Source organism: Rhodococcus globerulus (assembly GCF_019334125.1).
Lineage (GTDB): Bacteria > Actinomycetota > Actinomycetes > Mycobacteriales > Mycobacteriaceae > Rhodococcus_F > Rhodococcus_F globerula.
Genome location: NZ_CP079698.1, coordinates 3460900 through 3487005, shown reverse-complemented (window position 1 = coordinate 3487005; position 26106 = coordinate 3460900). Strand labels below are relative to the sequence as shown.

Sequence of the window (26106 nt, the reverse complement as noted above, 5' to 3'; positions counted from 1 at the left end):
GACACATGTCGGTGGGGCAACGTAAGGTCCGAGCCATGATCATCGTGAGCACCGACGGATCCTGTCTGCGCAACCCCGGCGGAGCTATCGGCTGGGCTTGGGTAAATCACGAGGGTCCGTCGATGTCGGGCGGCGAATCATCCGGAACCAACCAGATCGCCGAGTTGAGGGCGCTCTTCGAGGCCGTTGTCGCTCACCCCGGAGACGAGCCTTTGCTCATCGAATCCGACTCCCAATACGCCATCAAATGTGCGTCGGAGTGGCTGCCGAGTTGGAAGCGCAAGGGCTGGAAAACCGCGAGCGGCGGCGCTGTCAAGAACCTGGAACTTGTGCAGAGCATCGACCGTGCCATCACCGATCGTGTCGGGCCGGTGCGTTTCCGTTGGGTCCGCGGGCACGTGGGCAACCACTACAACGAGATGGCCGACAAGCTGGCAGGCGAAGCCGCCCGTGCGATTGTCTCCGGGGACATCGAGTCGGTACCACTTGCTGCGCAGGCACCGGTGCCGGTGAAAAAAGAAGTAACCGTCGTGAACTCCTCGTACAAGGAGAAGTCCACGACGGCTGTCGAACCGGAAGATCTGTTCACACTGTTCTAAAAAGGCCTTCGGCCCTGTGCGCCTTTTTGGTAGTGGGCACTACCAAAAAGGCGCACAGGGGGCGCAGCCCCCTAGATCAAGCTGCCCTCATGCACCGCTCGATCGAATGCCGGCAAGGGACCGCCGGCACGCAGGGTGGTGGCGAGTGCCGGATCAGCCAAGTGCAAGCGGCCGATCGCGATCAGATCGAACTCTCCGCTACCGATGCGCTCCTCGAGCTGGGGGATGTTGTCCACGACGGGTGCAACGCCTTCGATGCGGCTGTCGCGCAACGACTTTCCCAGGCCGACGCTGCCCACGGCCATGGTGACGGCGCCGGTCAGCTTCTTGGCCCAGCCGGCGAGCGAGAGGTCGCTGCCTTCGAAGGCGGGAACGTCGAAGCGTCGGATGCTGGCGTCCAGCACATCGACCCCGGCATCGACCAAAGCGCCCAGGATCACGCCCAGCTCTTCCGGGGTTTCCGCGATCTTCGCGGTGAAATCCTGCTGCTTGTGCTGGGAGAAGCGGTAGATAATCGGCAGATCGGGGCCGATGGCTTCGCGGATCGCCGCAACGACGGCTGCGGGGAATTTGGTACGACGCTCCAAGTCGCCGCCCCACGCGTCGTCGCGCCGGTTGGTGCCTTCCCAGAAGAAGGAATCCAGTAGGTAGCCGTGGCCGCCGTGGATGGCGATGCCGTCGAAGCCGAGCTCGACAGCGTGCTTCGCACTGCGGACGTAGGCGGCGATCACGTCTTCGATGTCCTGCTCGGTCATCGCGTCGGTTGTTGCCTGGGCGCGCTCGACGTAGGCGGCAGAGTACGAGGTGACACCGAGCGGACCCCACTCACCGGACGGGCGCATCGGCTTGAGCGAAGGATCCATCTGCGTCATCGCGCCCCACAACGGGCCGACGTGCCAGAGCTGCGGCACGATCTTGCCGCCGGCGCCGTGAACGTCGTCGATGACCTTGCGCCAGCCGGCCTGAGCGGCGGGCGTATGCAGGTTGGGGACGTTGGCATGGTCGACCGCAGTTACGTGGTCGATCGCAACGCCTTCGGTGACGATCAGGCCGGTGCCGCCCTCAGCGCGTCGACGGTAGTAGTCGGCGACATCCTGACCGGGGACGCCCTCGATGGAGTAGGTGCGCGTCATCGGGGACATGACGATGCGGTTGGGCAATTCGAGCGAACGAATGCGCAAAGGCTGGAAAAGGGGACTGGTCATGTCAATCACAGTGCTTTCATGAATCGGAAGAATCCGGGGTCCTGATCGACGCGCAACCTCGTGAGAGTGCGGTAGCTGATCAGCCACTTACCGTTCTCTTTGCGGTATTCCTCGTGGTAGTGGCCGTAGCCGTGCAGGTGCAATTCCTTCTCACCGTCGTTCCACCACAGCATGTCCTCCATCGCCCAGATTCCCGTGGCGGTGGTGGGGGAGGTCAGCACGATTTCAGGTGTGTGTGCGTGGTGCGCCGTGGTGAGAGGAATCTCGCCGTCGAGCATGTTCCGGATGGCGTTGGTGAGTTTCTCGATACCGACCACCTGATTGGAGGTGTCACCGGTCTTGGGTTGCTTGTCCGTGGGGAGGCCGCCCCAGGTTTCGCTGACGACGTCCTCGGTGTGCAGTGTCGGGTAGATATGCCACTGCTTGGTGTCCATGCAACGCAGGCGAGCCGAGAAGACCTTCTTGATTTCCTCGATTGCGAGTAGTTCCTCGACAGGACTGAGTGACGCGACTTCGGACTCGGTCAAAGACATGCAACCTCCAGCAGTAATCGGCAAGATGCCTTCAGATTCGAGTGCGTACAGCCTTGCCGTCAATCACCTGTCTCAGTGAGCGCGACAACACTCGGTATGGTCGAGCAAACGGAAGGAGCGCTCGCTATGTGCGTAGATACGGATTCGGTCCCCGGGGCCGAGGAGATCGCCGCGGTTCGGGACTTTTGGGATGAGCTGGGTGTTCCGGGCTTGATCGACGTTCACACCCATTTCATGCCCAAGAGTGTCATGGACAAAGTGTGGGGGTACTTCGACTCGGCAGGGCCGATGATCGGTCGACCATGGCCGATCACGTATCGCCTGGTGGAAGAGGAACGCGTACAGCGGCTGCGTGAATTCGGAGTCCGCGCCTTTACCTCGATGATCTACCCGCACAAGAACGCGATGGCTGAGTGGCTCAATCAGTGGGCCGTCGAGTTTGCCGCCCAAACGCCGGATTGCCTACATACGGCCACGTTCTATCCCGAAGAGACGGCCGCGTCGTACGTCGGGAAAGCGTTGGAGTCGGGCGCGCGAATCTTCAAGTCCCACATCCAGGTCGGCAATTACGACCCTAACGATCCGTTGCTCGACAACGTGTGGGGCCAACTCGAGGACGCCGAGACACCCATCGTCATTCACTGTGGCTCAGGGCCGGCGCCGGGTACGTTCACCGGGCCGGATCGAATCGTGTCGTTGCTGGCACGCTACCCGAGGTTGCCGCTGATCATCGCGCACATGGGTATGCCGGAGTACAGCGAATTCCTTGATCTTGCAGAGGCGTACGGGAATGTGCGCCTGGACACCACCATGGCGTTCACCGACTTCACGGAAGAGCAGTGTGCCTTTCCGAAGTCGGATATCTCTCGCCTGATCGACATGCAGGACCGGATACTCTTCGGGAGCGATTTCCCGAACATTCCGTACCCGTATCTCAAATCGTTGCAAGCACTTACGCGGTTCGATCTCGGAGACGAGTGGTTGCGCGCCGTCGTACACGACAACGCGGCCAAGCTCTTCTCGGTGAGCTGAGCCCACCGAGAAGAACTTCGACTCAGCGCAGTGAAGAGCTTCGCTCAGCGCAGTTTGATGCTGCCGCCGTCGGCCATCAACGTCTGACCGGTCATGTACTGCGAGTCGTCGCTCGCGAGGAACACGACGACGGGAGCGATGTCGGTTTCGGGATCACCGATACGTCCGAGAGGAACCTTGGCCACCGACGCGGCTGCACGCTCGGGGAAGGCTTCCTGCCACTTGACGACGCCTTCGGTTGCGGCGAACGGGCAGACCACGTTGACCCGAATGCCTTCCGGCGCCCACTCGTTGGCAACGACGCGGGTCAGACCGCGCACAGCTTCCTTGGCCGCTGCGTACGACGTCTGGGTGGGCATGCCGTCCAAGCCTGAACCGGAGGCGAAGTTGATGACCGAACCCTTGGTCTTCGCCAGTTCGTCGTGGCACGCCTGCATCAGGTGCACAACCGGGTAGAAGCCGGTGTTGAAGGACAGGTCGAACATGTCCTGCGTGGTTTCCAGCAGCGGGGCCTGACGAGACGCGTGGGCGTTGTTGACCAGGATGTCGAGCTTGCCGAACGCCTCGAGTGCGGCGTCGCGGATCTGCTCTGCCGAACCTGCGGCGGCAAGGTCGACGTTGAGGAACTTGCCGGCGCCGGCCAGTTCCTGCTCGAGGGCCTGGCCCTGCTCGTCGTTGATGTCGACGAACAGGACCTTCGCGCCTTCACGGGCAAAGACTCGGGTGATTGCGCGACCGATTCCGCCGGCGCCGCCGGTGACAATCGCTACCTTGCCGTTCAACCTCATGAAAACGCTCCTTCTGTGTTGATGCTGTTTAGACGGTTGCGGTCTCGTCGACTGCGAGTGCGATCTTCTCGAGGCCGGCGATGCTGTAAGCGGCGTAGGTCTCGTAGGGGCCACGGCCCGAGAAGTACGACGAGAGCTGACCACCGAGCTCTTCGACCGTGAACGCGGATCCGGCTGCGTCGAAACGGTTCTCGACCTTCGGTGCTTCCATCAGCGCCACCATCTTGCCGTAGACGACAAAGACCTGTCCGTTGATCTCGTCCGAGGCGGGCGAAGCCAGGTAGCTGACCAGAGTTGCAACACGCTCGGGTGCAAGCGGATCGAGACCGGTGACACCGGTGTTGTTCTCGCCGAACGCATCTGCTGTCATTGCGGTCCGCGCGCGCGGGCAGATTGCGTTGCTGCGGACGCCGTAACGGGAGAGGCCGGCTGCGCTCGAGAGCGTCAGAGCCGTGATGCCGGCCTTGGCTGCCGAGTAGTTGGGCTGTCCGGCGCTGCCGAAGAGGAAGGCTTCGGAGGAGGTGTTGATGATGCGTCCGTAGACGGGAGCGTCGGCTGCCTTGCTTGCGGCGCGCCAGTGCACTGCAGCTGCATGGGAGGTTGCGGCGTGGCCCTTGAGGTGCACGCGAATGACGTCGTCCCAGTCGGATTCGGTCAGGTTGAAGATCATCTTGTCGCGCAGGATGCCCGCGTTGTTGACGAGGATGTCGAAGGAGCCGAAGTTCTTGACGCCTTCCTCGACGAAGCGCGCACCGAGAGACCAGTCGGAGACGTCGCCGGTGATGGCGATGGCCTGTCCGCCTGCGGCCTTGATCTCGTCGACCACGTCATTGGCTGCGGGGCCCATGTCGTTGACGATGACGGCTGCGCCGGCTGCTGCGAGGCCGAGTGCCTCCGCGCGGCCGAGTCCGGCGCCGGCACCGGTGACTGCGGCTACTTTGCCTTCCAAGCTCAGTGATTGCGTCATGTCGTGCTCCTTCGATCCGGGTCAGAAATTAGTATTCATTCTAATTTGTTCAGTCTATTTTGGCGTAAATTCGGCAAAACTAGCAGAGTCAAAATCAGAATTAGTTCTAGTTTTGATCAGAAATGCGAGCCAGAACACTACAGTCCCGGTCAGTGGGAGCGGTGATGTAGGTCACGAGCTGGACATGCCACCTTGTGGCTACGCGCCGACCGGGCGCGCACGCACTTGCGTCACCGCCGACACTGCCCGGAGCAACCCATGTTCAACGACTCGCCTGCTCGGAAGCATCTACGCCCCAGCCAATCGTCGGAGATCCTCACAGCAGGATCCGCTCTGGCTGCATCGGGTGGAACAACGGGAGGATCTGCGCAGCTCCTGGCATCGTTGTTGGGGCGTCGGATCGGCGGATGACGCACTCGAAGTACCACTAGATGCGGCCGGGCCGGACCTGCCGCACCTGAAATAACGGAAGGCACCAACAGTGTCACTGAATTTGGCAGATCTGTACGAGGGCGTAACGGACTTGATCTCGGATCGCACGGCAATCGTGTGCGACGGGCGTCGACGGACATACGCGGAACTCGACGAAGGCTCGAACCGCATCGCCCATCACCTCGCGAGTGTTGGCGTCGGACCGGGAGATCACGTCGCCTTGCACATGCGCAACAGCATCGAATATGTCGAGAGCCTGTTGGGCTGCCTCAAGATTCGCGCAGTGCCGATCAATGTCAACTACCGCTACGTCGATGCCGAGCTGACGTACCTCTACAACGACTCCATGGCGGTCGCACTCATCGTCGACGAGGAGTTTGCCGACACCGTCGCGTCGATCCTTCCCACAACGCCCGGCGTCAAGCATGTTGTCGTCGTCGGCGAAGCCGAGCTTGCCGGCGTCGACAGCATCAGTTACGACGTTGCAACGCAGGCGCAGTCGGCCAAGCGAGACTTCGGGCCGCGCAGCGAAGACGACCTCTTTGTCATCTACACCGGCGGCACGACGGGTATGCCCAAGGGCGTCATGTGGCGTCACGAGGATTTCTACTTCGCAGCGCTCACAGGTGGAAACCCGTTCGGCCCTCCGCACGTCAAGGCCGAAGATCTGTACGCCGCTGTGCCGCACGTCCCCGCGATGAACATGCTCAGCACTGCACCGCTGATGCACGGCGCGGCGTCCTACTCGTTGTTCACCGGATTCTTCATGGGCGCCAACGCAATTCTGATGGCGCGTTTCGACGCGAAGAAGACGCTCCAGCTTGCCGGGAGCGAAAAGGCCGTCTCCATCACCGTTGTCGGCGACGCGATGGCACGCCCGCTCGCCGACGAATTGGCTGCGAACGCGGCCGAATACGACCTCAGCACGGTGGGCATGGTCTCGTCCGGCGGAGCGTTGTTCTCGCTCTCACTGCGTGAGCAGTTGAAGTCGATTCTTCCGAACCTGATCATCCGCGACGGTTTCGGTTCGTCCGAGTCCGGCGTCGACGGCAACCTCGAGATCGGCGCGGACGGCTTGATGCGGATCGCCGCTCGCGACGAGACTCGTGTCGTGGACGATCGGATGCGTCCGCTCGAGCCCGGTTCACCCGAGACCGGGTACATCGCTCGTTCCGGTCACGTTCCGGTCGGATACTTCAACGATCCCGTGAAGACGGCAGCGACGTTCCCCGTCGTCGACGGCGTCCGCATGTCGGTACTCGGCGACATCGGACGGGTCGAGGCCGACGGCTCGATCGTTCTGCTGGGGCGCGGTTCTCAGTGCATCAACACCGGTGGCGAGAAGGTGTACCCCGAAGAGGTCGAGCAGGCACTCAAGAGTCATCCGGCTGTTCTCGACGCCTTGGTTGCCGGAGTGCCGGACGACAAGTTCGGCGAGCGCGTGGCTGCGGTCATCACCACTCGTGACGGTTTCGCTGTCCCGGACCTCGCCGAGATCGGTGAGCATTGCGCGTCTCAGGTCGCGCGGTACAAGGTGCCTCGTACCGTCGTGAGCGTGTCGGAGATCCGTCGTTCTCCCAGTGGCAAGGCCGACTACCGCTGGGCCAAGGCAACTTTGACGGAAGCCAAATAGTTCGACGTCATCCAGCGCGTTTTGTGAGGGACGCGCTGGATGACGTTCGGGCAGAGCACAGAACTAGTTCGTTACTCCTGCGGCCAAGAGGGCGCGGGCTTCGGGGCGGCCGTCGAGGAGCGCGTTCGTACGCAATTCGACCTTCCAGACGCCGTCGTTCTTGACCAGTTCCCACCGGTTCGCGGTGATGCGGAGAACCTTGAATCCGGACGGGTTCTCGGGATCCTTGATCACGAGCTGCGAGTGGCAGGTTGCGACGGCTTTGTTGCCGTCGATGCGGATGTGTGCCGGCGTCATCATGTGCGCTGCGCCGTTCATGATCCAGTTCTGATGAGCGGCACTGCGCACCATGGCGCGGAGTTCGCCACGGCCGTGCATTGCTCCCGTGTCGACGTCGTAGACACCGTCCTCTAGCCACAGGTTTGCGACCTCGTCGGCAGATCCACTGTCGACGGCCGGGCTGTACGCGGTGAGCAGTTCGGTGATGGCCAGCTTGTCTTCGAGCAATTCGACTCGGGCAATCAGTGATTCGACCAGGGCAAGTGAGTTGCTCAGTGCGGTGGCGTCGGTCATCGGCATTCCTTACGTAGACGAAGTGGATCAATCAGGTGAAATCGATGCCCTCGGCGAGGGCGATGCGGTGAAGTTCCTCGAGTTGTTCCGCGAAGTGCTCAGCGCTCGACGCGCTGATCGACGTGCTGGCGATCGTGGCACCGGCGTCGCGGACTCGGGTCAGTGAGCGGACGACGCGTTCCGGGTCGCCGAGCGGATCGAAGGCTGCGCCAGTGGACAAGATGACGTCGAAGTTCTCGGGGAGCGGCGCTGCCGCGAGCATGTCCGCGAGCTCCGAGAGGCGCAGTCCGAAGGGAACCCAGCCGTCGCCATGGGTGAGTGCGCGGCGCAGTGAGCGCTTGGTGCGGCCACCGATCCAGAGAGGCACTCGCGGTTGGACGGCGTGCGGCTCGACAACAAATCCCGAGTAGTCGTAGAACTCGCCGTGGTACTCCGGGAGCGGAGTGGAGAGCGAGGTGCGCAGCGCTGCGAGGGCGTCGTCGGCGCGAGCTCCACGATCGGTGAACGGAGCGTTTATGAGATCGAATTCTTCTTTTAGCGTCCCGACTCCGAGGCCGAGGACAAGTCGCCCGTTGCTGACCCGATCCAGCGTTCCGTAGCGCTTCGCGATCTCCAGTGGGTGGTGGTATCCCAGCACGAGCACTTGAGTTGCGAGCCGAATAGTGCGTGTTCGAGCCGCAAGATATCCGAGTGTTGCGAGCGGATCCCAGTAGGTTCCGCCGCGTTCTCCGGCTATTTCTGTGGGAACTGCGATATGTTCACTGCAGGTCAGGTGGTGAAAACCGAGGCGATCAGCAGTTTCGGCGATCTGTGCGACCTCGTCGATCTCAGCCGTCGCTTCCCAATCTGATCGGGTGCTGGGGTGCTGGATCAGTACCGGTGTGACGAGTCCGAGGTGCATCGAGCGTTTATAGCTGCGACGAGCAGTTCTGGCACAGAAATTTCCGGTGATCGGGATGAGATTGTCGGATTGGCTTTCCAGATACTGTGACCTGGGTTATAGTCACTAGAATCAATTCCAGTTTCCGGGAGGCGTCAATGACCATCGTTGAAATCAACGACACCATGACCACTGCTCAGCCGACCAGCGCTCAGGCTAAAAAGGATCTTCCGCCGTCGATGGTCGAGCGGATGACGCTGATTCTCGACGCCTTCGACGGACGCGCAGCACGGCTCACCCTGGAAGAGGTGGCGTGCCGCACGCAGTTGCCGCGCTCCACCGTCCACCGCATTCTCGATCAGCTCGTCAAGCTCGACTGGGTAGATCACGCATCGTTCGGCTACTGCCTCGGACGGCGTGCACTCGGCCTCGGTGGCGGCGACGGTGGCCACAGCCAGATTCGTGAAGCTGCTGCACCCCTCCTGCACGAACTGCACCTTCAGACCGGAATGGTTGTGCACCTCTCGGTGCTCGACGGCCGTGAAACTGTTTATCTCGACAAGGTCGGCGGCCGGTTTGCCGCTGCACTCCCGTCGCGCGTCGGTGGCCGGGTTCTTGCGCACTCCACCGCGGGCGGCAAGGCGATGCTCGCGTGGATCGATCCGGAGCGCGTCGACGCCTTGTTCGGCGCGACCCTTCCGCGCTGTACCGAGAACACCATCGCGGAGATCGGCATCTTGCATCAGGAACTCAACCGCATCCGTCAGCGCCGGGGCTTGGCCTTCGAGCGCGGTGAATCCGCTCGCGGCCTGGCATGCGTGGCCGCTGCGATTCGTGGGCATGAAGGCCCCGTCGGCAGCATTGCGTTGTGCGGCGACATGCGGACGGCTCAGCTCGAGCGAGTCGCCCCGTTGGTAGTCGACGCGGCCCGTGAGGTCTCGCGCTCGCTGTACCCCGAGCTGGGTGCGCCTCGCCGTGGCCGCAAGGCTCCTCCGATCCCGACAAACACCTTCTCGGCAGACACGATGGACCGACTTCTGGCGGCGTCCACCGAGCAGTGGATCTGAGTTTTCTTGCCCTTTCTGTCTCGCTGATCGGGACGGTTCGTAGCAGCTCAGCGGCGGTGATGGCACCGTTCCGGGTATGACGACTGAACTGAGCTACGAGGACACTCTGAAAGAGCTGCAGACCGATCTCGGTGTGCTTCGGTATCACGAGGCCGGCGACGGTCCGCCGCTGGTGCTGCTGCACGGATCAGGTCCCGGAGTCACCGGGTGGCGCAACTACCGCGGCGTTCTCGCGGACTTCGCCGAGCACTTCCACTGCTACGTTCTCGAGTTCCCCGGCTTCGGCGTCAGCGACCCGGGCGACGGCCATCCGATGATGATGGCTCAGGCTTCGGTCAGCGCGTTCCTCGACGGACTCGGTCTCGGTCCCGTCCACCTGATCGGCAACTCCATGGGCGGCATTGTCGCCACCAAGGTCGCGATCGACGAACCGCACCGCGTCAGCAAGCTCGTCACCATCGGTGGCATGGGCAAGAACACCTTCTCGCCCGGCCCCGGTGAAGGCATCAAGCTCCTCATGGAATTCACCGACAACCCCACCCGCGAAGCCCTGATCCGTTGGCTGCAGTCGATGGTCTTCGACCCGGCCGTTGTCACCGAGCAGCTCATCGAAGAGCGTTGGGCGCTCGCCACCGAGCCGACGACCCTCGAGATCGCACGCCGGATGTACAGCAGCAAGGCCATGGCCGCTATGGGCGCCGCCGCTGCTGCGTCGACGGATGTTCCGTACTGGGCACAGTTGAACAAGATCAAGGCTCCGACACTGCTCACCTGGGGTCGCGATGACCGCGTCAGCCCCGTCGACATGGCGATTCTGCCGATGCGCGACATTCCCAACGGTGAAGTGCACATCTTCCCCAGGTGCGGTCACTGGACGATGATCGAGGCCCGCGACGCCTGGGTCTCGGCAGTTCTGGCATTCCTTACCCGCCCGTAAGGGCCTTCGGCCCCCGTGCGCCTTTCCGGCAGTTCCCACTACCAAAAAGGCGCACAGGGGCTGCTCCCACTCACCGGGAAGCATTTCTGCACTACCGATCCGCACCTGCCACGGTTTCACCAACAGATTTTCACCTCGCCAGATCTTCCAGGAGGACGCGATGCTCAGTGATACGCAGCGAGTTTTCCGCCGCAAGGTAGTTGGTGGGCAGGAAGACCAGTTGATCGACATCGCGCTTGGACTCGCCGCGAAGAAGTCTGCCTAGGCATTCGCCGGGTACCGAAACCAGAAAGCCGAGAAAACCATGGGACAGGTTCTAGACAACATCTCTCAGTTCGCCGACGAGATCCGCGCAGGCGGCGTCGAGGGCGACAAGATCATGCAGCTGTCGGACGGCAACGCGAAGCGTCTTCGCGATTCCGGCGTCATCCGCATGTTCCAGCCCAAGGAATTCGGTGGGCTCGAATCGCACCCGCGTGAGTTCGCCGAGACGGCAATGGCTATCGGCGCGATGGACGGCGCAACCGGCTGGGTCAGCGGCATCGTTGGCGTCCACCCGTGGGAGCTTGCATTCTTCGACAAGAAGGCGCAGGAAGAGGTCTGGGGCGAGAACCCGGACACCTGGATGGCTTCCCCGTACGCACCGATGGGTGTTGCTCGTCCCGTCGACGGTGGCTACATCCTCAACGGTCGCTGGTCATTCTCCTCGGGAACGGATCACTGTGACTGGGTCATGATCGGCGCGATGGTCGGCGACGCCGAGGGCAAGCCCCTCATGCCGCCGAAGCACCTGCACGTCCTGCTGCCGCGTAGCGATTACGAAATCGACCAGGACAGCTGGAACGTCGTGGGCCTGCGAGGCACCGGTTCCAAGGACCTCATCATCAAGGATGCTTTTCTCCCCGCCTACCGCACCATCGACGCGTCCAAGGTGTACGACGGCAGCGCGTGGAAGGAAGCCGGCCGCACGGAGACCCTGTACAAGTTCCCGTTCTCCTGCATCTTCCCGCTCGGCATCACCTCCTCGTTGATCGGTATCGCCGAAGGCGCATTGGCCTGCAACATTGCAGCCCAGCGTGAGCGCGTCACAGTCAGTGGTGTCCCGATCAAGGAAGATCCGTACGTACTCTTCGCCATCGGCGAGGCTGCTGCGGAGATCGCGGCTTCGCGCGCGGCGATCCTCGAGACGGTCGACCGTTTCTGGGACATGACCGAAAAGGGCCAGGAAGTTTCGTTCGAACTTCGTTCCATCGGCCGACGCACTCAGACGGCTGCCGCGTGGCGTGCAGTGCGCGCAGTGGACGAGATCTTCGCTCGCTCCGGCGGCGGCGCCCTCCAGCTCAGCACTCCGATGCAGCGATTCTGGCGTGACGCGCACGCGGGTCTCTCGCATGCCATCCACGTGCCCGGATCGATCTTCCACGCGTCGACCCTGACGCAGCTCGGTGGCGAGCCGCAGGGCATCCACCGCTCGATGATCTAGTCCCACAAATACTTTCGAAGCAAGGACGGTTAGGCATGACTGAAATTCGGGGCCTGGGGTATCTCAGGATCCAAACGCAGGACGTGGCTCGCTGGCGCGAGCTCGTGGTTGACGGACTCGGTCTCGCGGTCGGCAGCGGCCCGGAACCCGACGGCCTCTACCTCCGTCTGGACGAGCGTCGCTCGCGACTGATCGTCCTTCCGGGTGAGTCGGACAAGGCGCTGGCAGTGGGCTGGGAAGTGCGAGATCAGTTCGCGCTCCAGCGTGTTCGCGAAGCCGTCGAGAAGGCCGGGGTCGAGGTCGAGGTTCTCTCCGAGACCGATGCCAGCTACCGCGACGCCGAGCAGGTCATCGCGTTCAACGATCCCAACGGCAACCGTGTCGAGGTCTTCTTCGGGCCGGTTCTCGACCACAGCCCGTTGGTCACCCCGCACGGTGGACGCTTTGTCACCGGCGATCAGGGACTCGGCCACGTCGTGCTCCCCGTCACGGCCTTCGACGAAGCACACGCCTTCTACACCGAGGTTCTCGGCTTCCTGCCGCGCGGCTCCATTCGCCTCGGCGGTATCGACGCGCCGCCGCCGGCTCGCCGTGTCCGCTTCATGGGTGTCAACCAGCGTCACCACAGCCTGGCTCTGTGCCCGGCCCCGCCGGTCGACGAGCCTGGTCTGGTGCACCTGATGATGGAAGCCGAGACCCTCGACTCTGTCGGTCAGGCACTCGATCGTGTCGCCAAGCTCGGCTTCACGATCTCCTCGACCTTGGGCCGTCACACGAACGACAAGATGGTGTCGTTCTACGTGCGCGCTCCCGGTGGTTGGGACCTCGAATTCGGTTGCGAGGGAATGCTGGTCGACGAAGCGTTCTACACCGCTGAGGAAATCACAGCGGACAGCTACTGGGGCCACGACTGGTCAGCAAGCGAACCGCTTGCGGCCTTCACGCCCAAGAGCTAGTTTCACCCGGCAAAAGGCTCGGCCCCGACTTTCGCGTCGGGGCCGAGCCTTTTGTTGTCGGCGATCAGGAAGCTGCTGCAGCCAAACCGATTTCGAGGTCGGCGAGGATATCGTCGATTCCTTCGATTCCGACTGCCAGGCGGACGAGTCCCGGGGTAACGCCCGACGCGAGCTGCTCCTCGGGAGTGAGCTGCGAGTGCGTCGTCGACGCGGGATGGATGACCAGCGAGCGGACGTCACCGATGTTGGCGACGTGGCTGTGCAGAGTCAGGGCGTTGACGAACTTCTTACCCGCATCGACCCCACCGGCCAGCTCGAACGCCACGATTGCGCCGGTGCCCTTGGGTGCCAGCTGCTTTCCGCGCTCGTGCCACGGAGATGACGGCAGTCCGGCGTAGGCCACCGACGTAACCTCGGCGCGGCTGTCGAGGAACTCGGCCACCTTCTGCGCATTGGACACGTGGCGCTCGATACGCAGGCTCAACGTTTCGATGCCTTGCGAAATCAGGAACGCGTTGAACGGTGCGATTGCCGAACCGAGGTCGCGCAGAAGCTGAACGCGGGCCTTGAGAGCGTAAGCGGGCGCACCGAGGTCGGCAAAGGTGACGCCGTGGTAGCTGGGATCCGGGGTGGTGAAATTGGTGTGGCGACCCTGGGTCCAGTCGAAAGTTCCGCCGTCGATAATGACGCCGGCAATCGCGGTGCCATGTCCGCCAAGGTATTTGGTGGCGGAGTGTACGACGATGTCCGCGCCGTGCTTCAGCGGCTGAATGAGATACGGAGTTGCGACCGTGTTGTCCACGATCAGCGGGATGCCGTTCTCATGGGCAATCGCACTGATGCCGGGGATGTCGAACACGTCGTTCTTCGGGTTGGAGATGGTTTCGCCGTAGAACGCCTTGGTGTTCGGACGGATTGCCTCGCGCCAGTGATCGAGGTTGTCCGGGTCTTCGACGAAGTCGACGGTGATACCGAGCTTGGGCAGCGTGTAGTGGAAAAGGTTGTACGTGCCGCCGTACAGACGCGGGCTCGAGACGATGTGGTCACCGGCTTCGGCGAGGTTGAGGATCGCGAACGTCTCCGCAGCCTGACCGGACGCGACCAGTAGCGCCGCAACTCCGCCTTCGAGGGCAGCGATGCGCTGTTCGACGGCGTCCTGCGTCGGGTTCATGATGCGGGTGTAGATGTTGCCGGGTTCGGCGAGGCCGAACAGCGCGGCGGCGTGGTCGGTGCTGTCGAAGACGTAGCTGGTGGTCTGGTAGATCGGCAGTGCCCGAGCATTGGTGGCGCTGTCGGGGCCCTGCCCGGCGTGGACCTGCTTGGTTTCGAACGACCAGTTGGCGGTCGGATCAATTTCGGCTGGGGTGTTCTCGCTCATGAATTCATACTCCGTAGTGAAGGTGATTGATGCGGGTCAGGCGGTTTCGACGACTGTATTCACTGGAACAGGATTGCGGGTGAGATCAAGCACGGGGCAATGGGCGTCGACCGTCTCCTGCAACTCCAGGTAGCGCTCACGCGATTCCGGGCCGGTCAGTGTGACAACCACACGAACCTCGGAAAAACCGGGGCGGACAGCGTCGTCGAATCCGAAGAAGCCGCGCACGTCGAGGTCGCCCTCGGCGCGTGCCGAGATGTCGTCGAGTCGGATGCCGAGCTTGTCCGCCCATACTCGATACGTCACCACCTGGCAGGACAGGAGTGAAGCGAGGTAGTACTCGACCGGATTGGCGGCAGTGTTCTCGCCGCCGAGGGCCGGCGGTTCGTCGACCTCGACGCTGTATTTGCCGAGCGTGACTGTGCTGGCAACGGCATCGTGAGCTTGCGCCGACGCCTTGAAGACGACATGAGCCTTGCCGGCGTCCTTGCCGATCGCGTCAGCGTTTGCGGCAACAACGGAACTCAAGTGTGAAACGGATGCGGTGGTCATGACAGAAAGATCCCCTGATCTGGGTGAGCATACGAATACCTTCCGCGGGCGGTGACCGCGGAAGTAGGTCCGATCAGAAGATCGGACACCCAGAGGTACAGACGTGCGCAAAATCGACATGGCGACGCCGCGTCAGCAGCGTGCGTGTCGTGTATGCGCCGAATCCCGTCACGCCAGTGACTGTAACCGGCTGGCAACCTTTCCCACCAGCCCTATAGGGAATCTGTCCCGAATGCTGGTTGCTCATGCGGTCGGGACGTTGTTCCAACGTGGCACTCGGCGGTTGGCAAATGCGTCGAGTCCCTCGGCGATGTCCGGCGATTGCAGGATGTGATCGCGCGCCGTGTCGGTGACATTCCAGCCATGCGAATCATCTTCGGTGTACAGGGCATTCACCGACTTCAAAGTCAGGCTCACCGAGGTGGGGGAGGATTCGCAGATTTCCGACGCTATAGCCAGTGCTTCGTCGAGCGCCTTGCCCGATTCGGTTACCGCATTGACGACGCCCAAATTCAGCGCGCGTTCGGGATCGAGTGTGCGGCCGGTAATCAAGAGTTCACGGGCAACGTTGAGAGGTAGTGCGCGTGGTGCCCGGAACAGGGCGCCCGACGTGGCGACCAATCCGCGGCGGGTCTCGGGAAGGCCGAATTGTGCTGTGCGAGAGGCAACAATCAAGTCGCAGGCCAGGGCGATTTCGAATCCGCCGCCCAATGCGTATCCCTCGACTGCTGCGATCAACGGCGTGTTGCGCTGTCGCCGGATGATGCCGTATTCGCCACCGCGCGGCATGCGAAGGTCGGCCCGCTCACGGATGTCGGTGCCGGCGCAGAAGACGGAGGTTGTGCCGGTGATGATGCCGACCCACAGCTCGGGATCGTCGTCGAGGAGGTCGAGTGCGGATTCGATGCCCTCGGCGGTTTCGCGGTTGATGGCGTTGCGACGTTCTTCGCGTTCGATCCGAACGATAAGTACCTTGCCCTGGCGTTCAGTGGTTACAGTCGACATAATTGGACTGTAGTCCATCTATATTCTTACGTACGCTGATTGCAAGGCCAAGGGCTGAGGAGGCGAGTCCGCGTGGTTTCGAAAGACGTGGTTTCCAAAGGCATGGTTTCCAAACGCGAGCAGAACAAGCGCGACACCAACGATCGGTTGTTGTCCGCGTCCCGTGTTCTCTTCTCGGCGCAAGGATTTGCCAGCACTACCGTCGACGATATCGCCGAAAGGGCAGAAGTTTCGCGGGCTACTTTCTTCAATTATTTTCAGGGCAAGGATGCGGTTCTCGAAGCGCTGCACAGCGACCATCTGGATCGGCTGGCGTCAATGGTGGACAAGCTCATGGGTACGCCGATGTCCACGACGGATCGAATTGTCAAGCTCTTCGAGGATTTTGCACTGCAAGCGGTGAAGCATCCACGCTATTTGCGTATGGTGACAACGGAATTGGAACGCGACTTTGCCGCATCCGGTGCGGGAGCCGCCCACGACAAGCGGTTTCACGTGGAACTGTTGCGCATCGTCACGGCAGGTCTCGAGACTGGTGAAGTTCGAGCCGACTATCCACCGTTGTTCTTGGCGCAGATGATCGGTGGCGTCTACAGCACGCTGGTCAGGTTCTGGCGTCAGGATGCCGGCTACGATGTGGTGGCCGAATTCGATCGTGGCGCAAGGTTTGTCACGGATAGTATCGCTGCCCGCTAGGCGTGTGGTGTGGGCACCACCTGTGAGAGAATCGACTGTACGGTGTCGGACAGATACGTGGCTGCGCTCGCGTCGCCGGAGAAATGGCGAAGCAGACTCTGTTGGAACAGGCCGTCGAAAACTCCGTACATAGCGGCGGGCGTAATGGTGGGTTCGGTGTCGAGGAGCTCTGCGTAGCGGCTGACGATGCGCCAGATCATGTTTTCGAGGCTTTCGTCGATCGCGGCCACATCCGCGCGGAAAGAATCCTCGAACAGAGACTGTGCTCGCAGGTCGTACCAGAGCCGGTGCATGGTCGCCTCGTTGATCATGGTCTCGGCCAAGATAGCCCCGAAGCCCGCTCGCAGCTCGTCGGGTGTCTGCGCAGTGGAGACTATGCCGTCGTAGCGGGTGACGCAACGCGCCTTGTAGTGGCGCACGCAGTGCGTGATGAGGTCGACTTTGTCGCTGAAGTAGTAGTGCAGGACGCCGTGCGAAAACTCGGAGTTCTGAGCGATTTCGCGCAGGCTGGTCCGCGCATATCCGAGTTCGGCGAGCGTTTGCAACGCTGCTTCGGCCAGCTCGTCGCGGCGATCCGAGAACTTGTCGACCTGCCGACGTGAGACCTTGTCGGCATTGCTCGGGGAGGACTTTTTACTTGTCCCACTTGCATTCTCGACGGTAGTAGTCACGGCGTTACGTCCTGTTCGTGCGATGTGTGCCATCAGTATGACCGGCTGCTGGAAACAGTGTAGTCCCTGCTCTTTGACGATCGTGTAACAAAATCTTGACAGTCGTCAAGATTTCTCTTGACACTCGTCCAAAGTTGAATACTCTGTGACACACGCCACTTGGCAGCGTCGCTGTGAACGGTGGCATCGCGAGATTCATTTCAGTCATGGAGGCAGTGAAAAATGAGCGTGTTTGATCTCGAGGGACGAAAAGCACTGGTCACAGGCGGCGTCAAGGGTCTCGGTGCAGGAATGGCAGAGGCGTTGGCAAAGGCGGGAGCGTCGGTGATGATCGGCGACGTTCTCGAGGACGAGGGCCGGGCAACCGCGGAGGCCGTCGGTTCGGGCGGAGCCAAGACCGGCTTCGTGAAGCTGGACGTCACCGACGACGCCAACTGGGCTGACGCGGTCGCTGCCACGACGGAGGCCCTGGGCGGTTTCGACATCCTCGTCAACAATGCGGGCATTGAAATCTCTTCGCTCGTGGTGGACCTGGACGCGGATGACATCCGCCGGATGTGTGAGGTGAACATCCTCGGCACCGCGCTCGGCACCAAACACGGTTTGCGCAGCATGCGGCCTGGTGGGATTGCCGGCGGCGGCGGTTCCATCATCAACATCTCGTCGGTTGCGGCCACTATTCCGTTTCCCGGAATCAGTGGGTACTCGGCCACCAAGTCCGCCGTCGACCGTTTTACCCGCGTTGCTGCGACGGAGTCCGGCAAACTCGGCTACGGAGTACGCGTGAACTGCGTCTATCCGGGACTTGTCGCGACGGAGATGGGGCTGGGTCTTGCGTCGGACATGGAGAAACTCGGTCTGTGGCCCAGTGCGGAGGCGGCCGTTGGCGACGTCATCGGTCTCACCCCGCTGGGGCGTCTCGGTGAAGTGAACGACATGGCGGACGCGGTCGTCTTCCTGTCCTCGGATGCTGCCCGCTTCATTACCGGTATCGGCCTGCCCGTCGACGGCGGCATGGGTATGTAACCCACACAGTCTTTTTCGGCTCGACCCCAACTTCGAAAGGTTCAACCAACATGTCTGACAAGAAGCCAGTCGTCGTCTACGGCGTTTCCGGGTACACCGGACGCCTCGTGTGTGAATACCTGCGTGAGTTCAACATTCCGTTCATCGCCGCCGGCCGAGATGCCGCACGCATCCAGGAAGTGCTCGACAAGATCCCCGGCCTCGACACTGTTGATCACGAAGTGGTCGAGGTGGAGCACACGGTAGAAGCATTGACCGAGTTGTTCACCGGCGCACAGGTAGTCAGCAACATGGTTGGCCCGTTCATCAAGTTGGGTGGCACCGTGGTCGAGGCAGCGCTCAATGCCGGCTGCCACTACATGGACACCACCGGTGAGCAGGACTGGGTTCTCGACGTCCAAGAGGAATTCGGCGACAAGTACCAGGAGAAGGGCTTGTTGCTCTCACCCGGTATTGCGCAGATGTACACGACAGGTGAGATCGCTGCCAACATCGCGCTGGAGAATCCGGGCCTCGACACGCTCGATATTCTGGTGTTGTGGAAGGGCTTTCCCACGTACGCGTCCACCCAGACCATCTTCACGATCCTCAAAGCCGACTGGTACTACCTCGAGCAGAACAAGTACGTGCAGTGGGCGCCCGGTTCGACCTTCGACGTTGTTGTTCCGGGTCAGCACGAAACCGCTCTCGCTTTGCCGTGGGGCGGAACCTGTCATCCTGTGTGGTTCAAGAACGACCCGCGCGTGTCCAACGTCAAGGCTGCGGGTGGCGTGTTCGATCGGTCGGTGATGGAAGGTGTTGTTGCCACCCAGAAGATGGTGGAAGAGCAGATCAAGACGTTGCCCGCCGATCAGCAGGAGGCAGCGCTGGCGGAAATCGCCGGTTCGGTGCAGGCAGGCATGCCGCCACGGGAAAACCCGCGCATCAACACGTCGATGGACTCGGTGTACGCATCCGGTCCGCTCGGACGTGCTCACGTCGTCATCCACGGCAACTGCAACTACAAGCAGACGGGCCTGCTGCAGGCGTACGCGGCTCACTCGCTGCTGCAGCAGCCGCCCAAGCGTGCCGGGTTGGCGTCGGCGTGCCAGGCCTTCGGACACCGTGAATTGCTCGGTGCGCTAAGGAGTTTCGGTTTGGTGCTGGAGCCGGAAATCACCGTCAACACCTAGACCACCATTCGATTCTGCCTGAGAGGCTCCCGCTATGCGTTTGACCGACTATCTCGACAAGGGAGCCTCTCTCGGTTCCACCGCGCCATGTTTGACGATGGGGGAGCGCACGCTCACCTACGGTGACGTTCAACAGTTCAGTCGCCGGTTTGCCTCATCCCTTGCAGCCTCCGGGATTGCCCCGGGAGACAAAGTGGCCATCCTGTCCGGCAATGATCCGATCTCGTTTTCGTGCGTTTTCGGTATCAGCCGGGCGGGTGCGGTGTGGTGTCCGATCAATCCACGTAACGAGGCTGCGGAAAACCGTGACCTGTTGGATCTGTTCGATACTCGGGCCCTGTTCTTTCAGAAGTCGTATGCGCCTCTTGTCGATTCGATCCGGCAGGCGCTGCCGAAATTGGCGACGCTGGTCTGCATCGACGGTGAGACCGACTGGGCGCCGTCACTCGGGAAATGGCTCGGGGAGCAAGATTCGGAGGCGTCGCCGCCCGACGACGTGACCATGCTCGTCGGAACCGGCGGCACCACCGGGCGCCCCAAGGGTGTGATGCTGACCGGCCACAATATCGAGACGATGACAGCGATCACGTTGATGAGCTACCCGTTCGAGGGTCGTCCCGTGTATCTCGCGTTGGCGCCGTTGACACACGCGGCCGGGGTTCTCTGCTTCCCGATTATGGCGTTGGGCGGGGAGGTTGTCATCATGCCGAAACCCGATCTCGGTGCCTTCTTGGAGAACGTACAGAGGCATCGGGTCACGCACACGTTCCTGCCGCCGACGCTGATCTATATGCTGCTCGAGCATCCCGATCTGGCGGACACGGATCTTGGCTCGCTGCAATGCTTCTGGTACGGCGCAGCGCCCATCTCGCCGACCAGGCTGGGGGAGGCGATCACCAAGATCGGGCCGGTCATGGCGCAACTGTTCGGCCAAAGCGAAGCGCCGATGATGATTTCCACGATGGCACCGAAGGACCATTTCGGCCCGGACGGTGCCATTGCAACCGAGCGGCTGTCCTCCGCCGGACGCCCGTCGCCTTTGGTCACCGTCGCAATCATGAACGAAAAGGGGCAACTGCTCGGGCGCGGAGAACGCGGTGAGGTCGTGATTCGCAGTTCGCTGGTGATGGCGGGGTACTTCAAGAACCCCGAAGCCAGTGCGGAGGCATCGGCACACGGATGGCATCACACTGGTGATATCGGATATCTGGACGAGGACAACTTCCTGTTCATCGTCGACCGGGCGAAGGACATGATCATCACCGGGGGATTCAACGTCTATTCGGTGGAGGTCGAGCAGGCCCTCATGGCCTATCCGGGAATTCAGGACTGTGGGGTGATCGGCCTCCCTGACGACAAGTGGGGCGAGCGCGTTGTGGCTGTAGTGCAGCCGCATCAGGGAGCTGTCATCGACGGAGCCGAAGTCATGGCCTTTGTGAAGGCTCGCATCGGAAGCGTGAAGACACCGAAAGAGGTTGTCGTCTGGGAAGATCTGCCGCGGTCGAAAGTGGGGAAGGTGCTCAAGAACGAGATCAAGGGGGTGTTGCTGGGATAAGTCCGGGATGAGTCATTGACAGGTTAAGGGCGTCTCCTTAAAGTTGAAGTGATCTGGTTCACTGTCGCTGTACTCGAGGGAGTCTGAAGATGGCCGTCCTGTTTCCCACCATGATCTTTCCGATTCCGACGGACCCATTGGCTGCGTATGGCCCGCTAGTGGCAAAACGGAATCCGGAAACGGTTGCACCAGAGCCGTATATCCATTTTGCGGTCAAGCCGCACACACCCACCATCGGTGCGGAAATCTCGGGGCTGCGGCTGGGTGGCGACCTGTCCGACGAGGTCATGGCCGAACTACGCCGCGCCTTGCTCGAGTGGAAGGTGCTGTTCTTTCGGGACCAGGACATCGACCGCGCGGAGCATCGTGCCTTCGCGGAACGATGGGGTTCACTGGAGCAGCATCCGTTCTTCAAATACACCCAGCCTGGTCAGACCGACATCGACGTCACGACGCTGGCCAAGGACGCAATGGTTGGGGGCGTCGAGAACAACTGGCACAACGATGTGACGTGGCACGAGCATCCGTCCTTTGCGGCAGTTCTTCGAGCCGTCGAAGTGCCGGAAGTTGGAGGCGACACGTTGTGGGCTGACACTGCTGCGGCGTACGACCTCTTGCCGCAGGACATCAAAGAACGCATCGAACACCTTGAAGCCGAGCATGATTGGATCAACGCGTTCGGAAAGTCGATGCCGGCCGAAGCGGTAGACATGCTGCGCCCCAAATTTCCGCCGGTTCGGCATCCGGTTGTGCGCGTTATTCCCGAGAGCGGCCGACGGGTCCTGTTCGTGAACATGACTTTCACGCAGCGGATCGTCGGCGTTTCGCAAGAGGAGTCGAACGAACTTCTCACCCTGCTGTACCGGCACGTCAACCGTCCGGAGTTCCAGGTCCGGTTGAAATGGGAGCCGAATACCGTTGCCTTCTGGGATAATCGGACGTGTCAGCACTATGCGTCGAGTGATTATTTTCCCGCGCGGCGCGTGATGGATCGGATCTCCATCGTCGGTGACCGGCCGGTTGGGATCGTGTAGCCGCCCGCCGAATTTCGGGTGTAGCAGGGGCAAGGCCACTCGTCACGTACTTGTGAGTTCATTCAAGAAAGTTGAACCGAGCCGTTCGTCAGGCGTTCACTGGGATCAATTGGGTATTTCTCGCCTAACGGGAGATCCGGAGCTCGGTGATACGCCGAAAGGAACGAAGATGAACAGGCTCGAAGGTAAGAATGTTGTGATCACGGGGGCGGCCAGCGGGATCGGGCGCGCTGCGGCAGGGTTGATGGCTGCAGAAGGTGCGAAGGTTCTGGTTGCCGATCTTGATGCGTCTCACGCGGAGGAGGCTGCTGCTTCGATTCGTGAATCAGGCGGTATTGCAGTAGGTTTCGGCGTCAATGTGATGGACGAAGATGCCGTCGCCGCGATGATCGACCGAGCAGTAGCCGAATTCGGCGGCATCGACGTGCTGTGTAATCACGTCGGTGGAAGCAATCCGCGCAAGGATCTTGATCTGCTTCGGATGGACTTGGACGAGTGGGATCGCGTCATGGCGCTCAATGCTCGCAGCACCGTTGTCGCGTCGCGGCTGGCGATTCCGCACATGATCAAGGCAGGCGGTGGGTCGATCGTGAACACCGCGTCGGTGGGCGGATTGATCGGTGATTCTTTGCAGTCGGCCTACGGTGCGGCCAAGGCTGCGGTGATCCGGCTGACTCAGTACATCGCTGTTCAGTACGGGCCGGAGAACATTCGGTGCAACGCCGTGGCACCGGGTGCGATCATGACACCCGCACTCGTGGACAACATCCCGGCTGACGTCATCGAAGAAATGAAGCAGGCAAACGCTCTGCCGTACCTCGGGCAGCCGGAAGACATCGCGCACGCCATGGTCTACCTGGCCTCGGACGAATCTCGCTACATGAGCGGGCAGACCTTGGTGGTCGACGGGGGACTCACCAGCAAGAGCCCGCTCGCGACCGGCCGTTCGTCGATGTTGAGCTGAGTCAGCTCCGCCAACCGCTGGGGCCGGTGCCCAGAACCTCGATAGATCCCTGGCTGGCGTGGGAATGTTTGGTGCGGTGCGTCATTCGCCACGTTCCGTCGATCCGCGCCCACGAATCGTGGTAGTCGCCGAGGGTGAAGAAGTTCAGGTGAGCTTTGCTCCCGGTGCCAACATGCATGTCGCTGACATAGGAGCGGCTGGTGGCGAGATCGCCGACCACCTCGACCAGCACGTTGCCGATCAGATGTTGGGTGGGACCGCACTCGTCGAGGAACGAGCGGATGGAAGCCACGACCTCGGCGGGTCCGCGCAGCGTTCCGGTACCCAGTTCTGCAGTAGCGTCCGGCGTCATGATCCGGTGGAGTTCGTCCCAATCGCGAGCGTCCATGGCTCGGGCGAACTCGAAGATGGAGCGGGTGATCTCGCGTTCGGCGTGAAGAATCGTGATGTCGACGCTCATGCTGTGCGCCTTTCTTAACGTCGGGGGGTTAATAAAGGCGCACAGCAGATCTCAGCGGTTGAGCAGCTTGCGCATCGCTTCGGCAGCGCCCTTGACCATCTTGTCGCGGGGGAAGCCGCTGCGCTTCTGAGCGCCCTCGTAGTTTCCTGCGGCAACCCAGATCGGGCCGTCGGCAAGGTGCTCGAGGCCTTCGCGTGCAACATCTTCGGGCTCGGCGACGTTCATGCCGGGGATGTCGAAGTTGAGACCGGCGCGAATCATAGCCGGTGTGCGCGTCACCCCGAGAATGAACTCGACGACGTGAACGCCGTACGGCTGGAGTTCGAGCCACAGGCTCTCGGCAAAGATGCGTCCGAATGCCTTGGACGCTGCGTAGATGCTCTGGTGCTCGGAACCCATGAATCCGGCCAGCGAACCGAGCAGCATGATGCCGCCGCGTCCGCGATCCTTCATCAATCCGCCGAAGTGGTGCGAGAGTTCGAGCTGCTTGTTGATATTCAGCTCGATGACTCCGGCAAATCCCGTCAGATCACCGGTGACGAACTCGTGGCCGTAGCTGTTGGCGCCGGCGTTGAAGATGAGCAGGCCAACCTCGACGTCGTCGGTGACAGCCTTGATCTGATCGAGCGCGTCGGGAACCAGCAGATCCAGTGCAAGAGTGCGTACTTCGACGCCGTTGGCGCGTGCCTTGGCCGCGGTCTCCTCGAGCGGGCCCGGCTTGCGGGCGATGAGCACGAGGTTGATACCGAGCTTGCTGAGCTCGTCGGCGAACCCCGCGCCGACACCTTCGGAACCGCCGGCGATGACTGCCCACGGGCCGTAGTACTGAGGATCGATCATTACTACCTTCTTCGAAAGATGTTGGCTTGACTAATGAAACGGGGCGGGAACGGGTTCGCTGTCGTCGACGATCGGCTTGGGCACCGGCTCGTCGTTGAGGATCTCGAGCTCGCCTGCCGTTGCAGCGTTCACGATGGACGCGATCAAGGCGCCGCACTCCTTGCGAGGAGCGCCTGGGCGTCCCTCACGTTGCCCGAATTCACGTTCGTCGGCGATCTCGAGGCACTTGGCGCGGGCCTGGTCACTCCACTGAACGGTGGTGTGTTCCCAACTGTTCTTCTGGACCAGGACCTGCGCCTTGCACTCAGCGCACTGAAGAGGCTGCATCTTCGTCTGCCTTCTTCGCAGCGAGGTTGTCTTCGACTTCCTTCTGCCAGGCGGCGACGGGGCGCGCGGTGTCGAGTTCGAATTCGAAGCGTTCGGTCATCTCGGGAGCGATGTCCGCGACGTCGACGTAGAACTGCTCGTACCAGCGACGGAGCTGGTAGACCGGGCCGTCCTCTTCGCACAGGAGCGGGTTCTCGATGCGAGTCTTGTTCTTCCAGATCTCGACGTCCTGCTCGAAGCCCTTGGCGATGAACGTGCCGAAGTTCGCTGCCATCGCGTCGGCGGCTTCGCCCTGGAAACGATCCGACTTCTTGACGATGATGCCGTACTGGAGGACGAACTTGTCTGCGCTGACCGGGTAGTGGCAGTTGATGAGTACGGAGTCGACGTTGTAGTCCTCGTACTCGTAGGTAAGGTCGTCGACCATGAAGGAGGGGCCGAAGTACGTGGCGACGGAGTTGCTGCCGACCATCTTCGGGGTGCCTGCTGCGTGCGGACGCATGTCCGAGCGAGCGACGCCGCGCATGTACTGCGTTGCGGCGTGGCCTTCGAAGACGTTCTTGAAGTACGTCGGGAAGGAGTAGTGCACGTAGAAGAAGTGCGCCATGTCGACGATGTTGTCGACGATTTCACGGCAGTTGGTGTCGACGGTCGTGGTGTACCAGACCCAGTCGCTCCACTCGTCGCTGAGCGCGCCTTCGATGCGGGGGATGGCTACGTCGTCCGTCGGCGGGTTGCCCTCGGGGTCGTGCCAGACGAAGAGCATGCCGTCCTGGTCGAGGGTCTGCCATGCACGCGTCTTTGCGAGCGGGGGAACGCGGCGTGCGTACGGAATCTTCTGGCACTTGCCGTTGCCGCCCCAGCGCCAATCGTGGAACGGACAGGCAATGGCGTCGCCCTTGATGGTGCCCTGGCTCAGGTCGCCACCCATGTGACGGCAGTACGCGTCGAGAATCTTGACGTTGCCTTCACTGTCGGCGAAGACGACGAGCTTGGTGCCGAACGCCTCGATGGAGTGCGGTTCGCCGTCCTTGAAGGACTCCGTGAGTCCAATGCAGTGCCATCCACGTGCAAAGCGAGTAGGTGCGGTTCCAGCTTGGATCTCGCGAACCTCGTCGTTGTCGGACTGATTGATCGTCACGATGAGTCCCGTCCTTTCCAGGGTCAATGTCAGACTGACGCTAGGTGAGCCGTGATGGGCGCTCTGGCCGTCGTCTCACTAGGCGGGACCAGTGTGTGACCGAGTCGAAGACGGCATCAGTCCCGGCCTCCGGGACTTCCGGTCAGCGGAATCGCGGAAGAAGATATCGTGACGGGGCATCCGCTATGTCTATTTGCCGA

The 26106-nt window shown here is 61.7% G+C and carries 28 protein-coding genes; 14 read left to right on the top strand and 14 right to left on the bottom strand.

Annotated elements, in window-relative coordinates; translation table 11 throughout:
• Positions 1-35 precede the first annotated feature (35 nt).
• Entirely contained in the window at positions 36-599 is a 564-nt protein-coding gene (locus KYT97_RS15755) for a ribonuclease H family protein (protein WP_219112971.1), read from the top strand.
• A 71-nt stretch (positions 600-670) separates the two neighbouring features.
• Here KYT97_RS15755 and KYT97_RS15750 read toward each other — a convergent pair whose 3' ends face one another.
• A complete protein-coding gene (locus KYT97_RS15750) occupies positions 671-1804 on the bottom strand; it encodes an NADH:flavin oxidoreductase (protein ID WP_033233811.1) in 1134 nt (377 codons plus the stop codon).
• A gap of 5 nt (positions 1805-1809) precedes the next feature.
• On the bottom strand, positions 1810-2337 hold the full coding sequence (locus KYT97_RS15745) for a nuclear transport factor 2 family protein (RefSeq protein WP_033233253.1): 528 nt from the start codon (positions 2335-2337) through the stop codon (positions 1810-1812).
• Between the two features lie 126 nt (positions 2338-2463).
• Here KYT97_RS15745 and KYT97_RS15740 point away from each other — a divergent pair, with 126 nt between their 5' ends.
• Entirely contained in the window at positions 2464-3369 is a 906-nt protein-coding gene (locus KYT97_RS15740; protein WP_219110193.1) for an amidohydrolase family protein, read from the top strand.
• 44 nt (positions 3370-3413) lie between these two features.
• Here KYT97_RS15740 and KYT97_RS15735 read toward each other — a convergent pair whose 3' ends face one another.
• Positions 3414-4157 (bottom strand): SDR family NAD(P)-dependent oxidoreductase, encoded by a 744-nt coding sequence (locus tag KYT97_RS15735; RefSeq protein WP_033233251.1) that lies wholly within the window; start codon positions 4155-4157, stop codon positions 3414-3416.
• Positions 4158-4185: 28 nt separating this feature from the next.
• Positions 4186-5124, bottom strand: coding sequence for a 3-oxoacyl-ACP reductase (locus tag KYT97_RS15730; RefSeq protein WP_033233249.1), 939 nt, complete (start codon positions 5122-5124; stop codon positions 4186-4188).
• Between the two features lie 258 nt (positions 5125-5382).
• On the opposite strand from KYT97_RS15730, the gene KYT97_RS15725 reads away from it, so the two are divergent.
• Both KYT97_RS15725 and KYT97_RS15720 read left to right on the top strand, forming a co-directional pair.
• Positions 5383-5535, top strand: a complete 153-nt coding sequence (locus KYT97_RS15725; RefSeq protein WP_162487725.1) for a hypothetical protein — start codon at positions 5383-5385, stop codon at positions 5533-5535.
• A 70-nt stretch (positions 5536-5605) separates the two neighbouring features.
• Entirely contained in the window at positions 5606-7189 is a 1584-nt protein-coding gene (locus KYT97_RS15720; RefSeq protein ID WP_219110192.1) for an acyl-CoA synthetase, read from the top strand.
• Between the two features lie 63 nt (positions 7190-7252).
• Here the strand turns inward: KYT97_RS15720 and KYT97_RS15715 are convergent, their stop codons facing one another.
• Together KYT97_RS15715 and KYT97_RS15710 are read right to left on the bottom strand one after the other, a co-directional pair.
• Positions 7253-7762, bottom strand: coding sequence for a nuclear transport factor 2 family protein (locus KYT97_RS15715; RefSeq protein WP_033233245.1), 510 nt, complete (start codon positions 7760-7762; stop codon positions 7253-7255).
• 31 nt (positions 7763-7793) lie between these two features.
• Positions 7794-8663, bottom strand: a complete 870-nt coding sequence (locus KYT97_RS15710; protein ID WP_033233243.1) for a TIGR03619 family F420-dependent LLM class oxidoreductase — start codon at positions 8661-8663, stop codon at positions 7794-7796.
• 137 nt (positions 8664-8800) lie between these two features.
• Here KYT97_RS15710 and KYT97_RS15705 point away from each other — a divergent pair, with 137 nt between their 5' ends.
• From KYT97_RS15705 to bphC, 4 genes are all read left to right on the top strand, one after another.
• The gene (locus tag KYT97_RS15705) at positions 8801-9709 is read left to right on the top strand and encodes an IclR family transcriptional regulator (protein ID WP_033233241.1); all 909 of its coding nucleotides are present in this window, start codon (positions 8801-8803) and stop codon (positions 9707-9709) included.
• A 76-nt stretch (positions 9710-9785) separates the two neighbouring features.
• Positions 9786-10646 carry an alpha/beta fold hydrolase gene (locus tag KYT97_RS15700; RefSeq protein WP_033233239.1) on the top strand — a complete coding sequence of 287 codons (861 nt, stop codon included), beginning with the start codon at positions 9786-9788 and terminating at the stop codon, positions 10644-10646.
• Between the two features lie 304 nt (positions 10647-10950).
• Positions 10951-12129: an acyl-CoA dehydrogenase family protein gene (locus KYT97_RS15690; protein ID WP_033233236.1), complete on the top strand. Its 1179-nt coding sequence runs from the start codon at positions 10951-10953 to the stop codon at positions 12127-12129.
• Between the two features lie 35 nt (positions 12130-12164).
• Positions 12165-13085: a biphenyl-2,3-diol 1,2-dioxygenase gene (gene bphC, locus KYT97_RS15685; protein WP_045064991.1), complete on the top strand. Its 921-nt coding sequence runs from the start codon at positions 12165-12167 to the stop codon at positions 13083-13085.
• Between the two features lie 64 nt (positions 13086-13149).
• On the opposite strand, the gene KYT97_RS15680 is transcribed toward bphC, so the two are convergent.
• The 3 genes from KYT97_RS15680 to KYT97_RS15670 form a co-directional block, all read right to left on the bottom strand.
• Positions 13150-14463 (bottom strand): bifunctional o-acetylhomoserine/o-acetylserine sulfhydrylase, encoded by a 1314-nt coding sequence (locus KYT97_RS15680; protein ID WP_045064988.1) that lies wholly within the window; start codon positions 14461-14463, stop codon positions 13150-13152.
• Positions 14464-14499: 36 nt separating this feature from the next.
• Positions 14500-15015: an OsmC family protein gene (locus KYT97_RS15675; protein WP_219110191.1), complete on the bottom strand. Its 516-nt coding sequence runs from the start codon at positions 15013-15015 to the stop codon at positions 14500-14502.
• A 243-nt stretch (positions 15016-15258) separates the two neighbouring features.
• A complete protein-coding gene (locus tag KYT97_RS15670; RefSeq protein WP_179300765.1) occupies positions 15259-16020 on the bottom strand; it encodes an enoyl-CoA hydratase-related protein in 762 nt (253 codons plus the stop codon).
• A 72-nt stretch (positions 16021-16092) separates the two neighbouring features.
• Here KYT97_RS15670 and KYT97_RS15665 point away from each other — a divergent pair, with 72 nt between their 5' ends.
• Complete coding sequence (locus KYT97_RS15665; protein WP_245005833.1) at positions 16093-16716, top strand: TetR/AcrR family transcriptional regulator; 624 nt, start codon at positions 16093-16095, stop codon at positions 16714-16716.
• Here KYT97_RS15665 and KYT97_RS15660 read toward each other — a convergent pair.
• A complete protein-coding gene (locus KYT97_RS15660) occupies positions 16713-17420 on the bottom strand; it encodes a TetR/AcrR family transcriptional regulator (RefSeq protein WP_095887160.1) in 708 nt (235 codons plus the stop codon). The genes KYT97_RS15665 and KYT97_RS15660 overlap by 4 nt on opposite strands.
• Before the next feature lie 189 nt (positions 17421-17609).
• Here KYT97_RS15660 and KYT97_RS15655 point away from each other — a divergent pair, with 189 nt between their 5' ends.
• The 5 genes from KYT97_RS15655 (at position 17610) to KYT97_RS15635 (ending at position 23138) form a co-directional block, all read left to right on the top strand.
• Complete coding sequence (locus KYT97_RS15655) at positions 17610-18413, top strand: SDR family NAD(P)-dependent oxidoreductase (RefSeq protein WP_219110190.1); 804 nt, start codon at positions 17610-17612, stop codon at positions 18411-18413.
• 50 nt (positions 18414-18463) lie between these two features.
• Positions 18464-19585 carry a DUF5938 domain-containing protein gene (locus KYT97_RS15650; RefSeq protein ID WP_033233226.1) on the top strand — a complete coding sequence of 374 codons (1122 nt, stop codon included), beginning with the start codon at positions 18464-18466 and terminating at the stop codon, positions 19583-19585.
• A 34-nt stretch (positions 19586-19619) separates the two neighbouring features.
• Positions 19620-21140, top strand: a complete 1521-nt coding sequence (locus tag KYT97_RS15645; protein ID WP_095887159.1) for an AMP-binding protein — start codon at positions 19620-19622, stop codon at positions 21138-21140.
• An 89-nt stretch (positions 21141-21229) separates the two neighbouring features.
• Positions 21230-22174 carry a TauD/TfdA dioxygenase family protein gene (locus KYT97_RS15640; protein WP_045064974.1) on the top strand — a complete coding sequence of 315 codons (945 nt, stop codon included), beginning with the start codon at positions 21230-21232 and terminating at the stop codon, positions 22172-22174.
• A gap of 169 nt (positions 22175-22343) precedes the next feature.
• Positions 22344-23138, top strand: coding sequence for an SDR family NAD(P)-dependent oxidoreductase (locus tag KYT97_RS15635; RefSeq protein WP_219110189.1), 795 nt, complete (start codon positions 22344-22346; stop codon positions 23136-23138).
• A 1-nt stretch (position 23139) separates the two neighbouring features.
• Here the strand turns inward: KYT97_RS15635 and KYT97_RS15630 are convergent, their stop codons facing one another.
• Genes KYT97_RS15630 through KYT97_RS15615 form a run of 4 tightly spaced genes read right to left on the bottom strand, consistent with a single transcriptional unit; the run spans position 23140 to position 25906 of the window.
• Entirely contained in the window at positions 23140-23598 is a 459-nt protein-coding gene (locus KYT97_RS15630) for a nuclear transport factor 2 family protein (RefSeq protein WP_219110188.1), read from the bottom strand.
• A 51-nt stretch (positions 23599-23649) separates the two neighbouring features.
• A complete protein-coding gene (locus tag KYT97_RS15625) occupies positions 23650-24438 on the bottom strand; it encodes an SDR family NAD(P)-dependent oxidoreductase (protein WP_045064968.1) in 789 nt (262 codons plus the stop codon).
• Positions 24439-24468: 30 nt separating this feature from the next.
• Positions 24469-24765, bottom strand: a complete 297-nt coding sequence (locus KYT97_RS15620) for a hypothetical protein (protein ID WP_033233220.1) — start codon at positions 24763-24765, stop codon at positions 24469-24471.
• Positions 24743-25906, bottom strand: coding sequence for a 3-ketosteroid-9-alpha-monooxygenase, oxygenase component (locus tag KYT97_RS15615; protein WP_033233219.1), 1164 nt, complete (start codon positions 25904-25906; stop codon positions 24743-24745). Before KYT97_RS15615 ends, KYT97_RS15620 begins: the two co-directional genes overlap by 23 nt.
• Between the last annotated feature and the right edge of the window lie 200 nt (positions 25907-26106).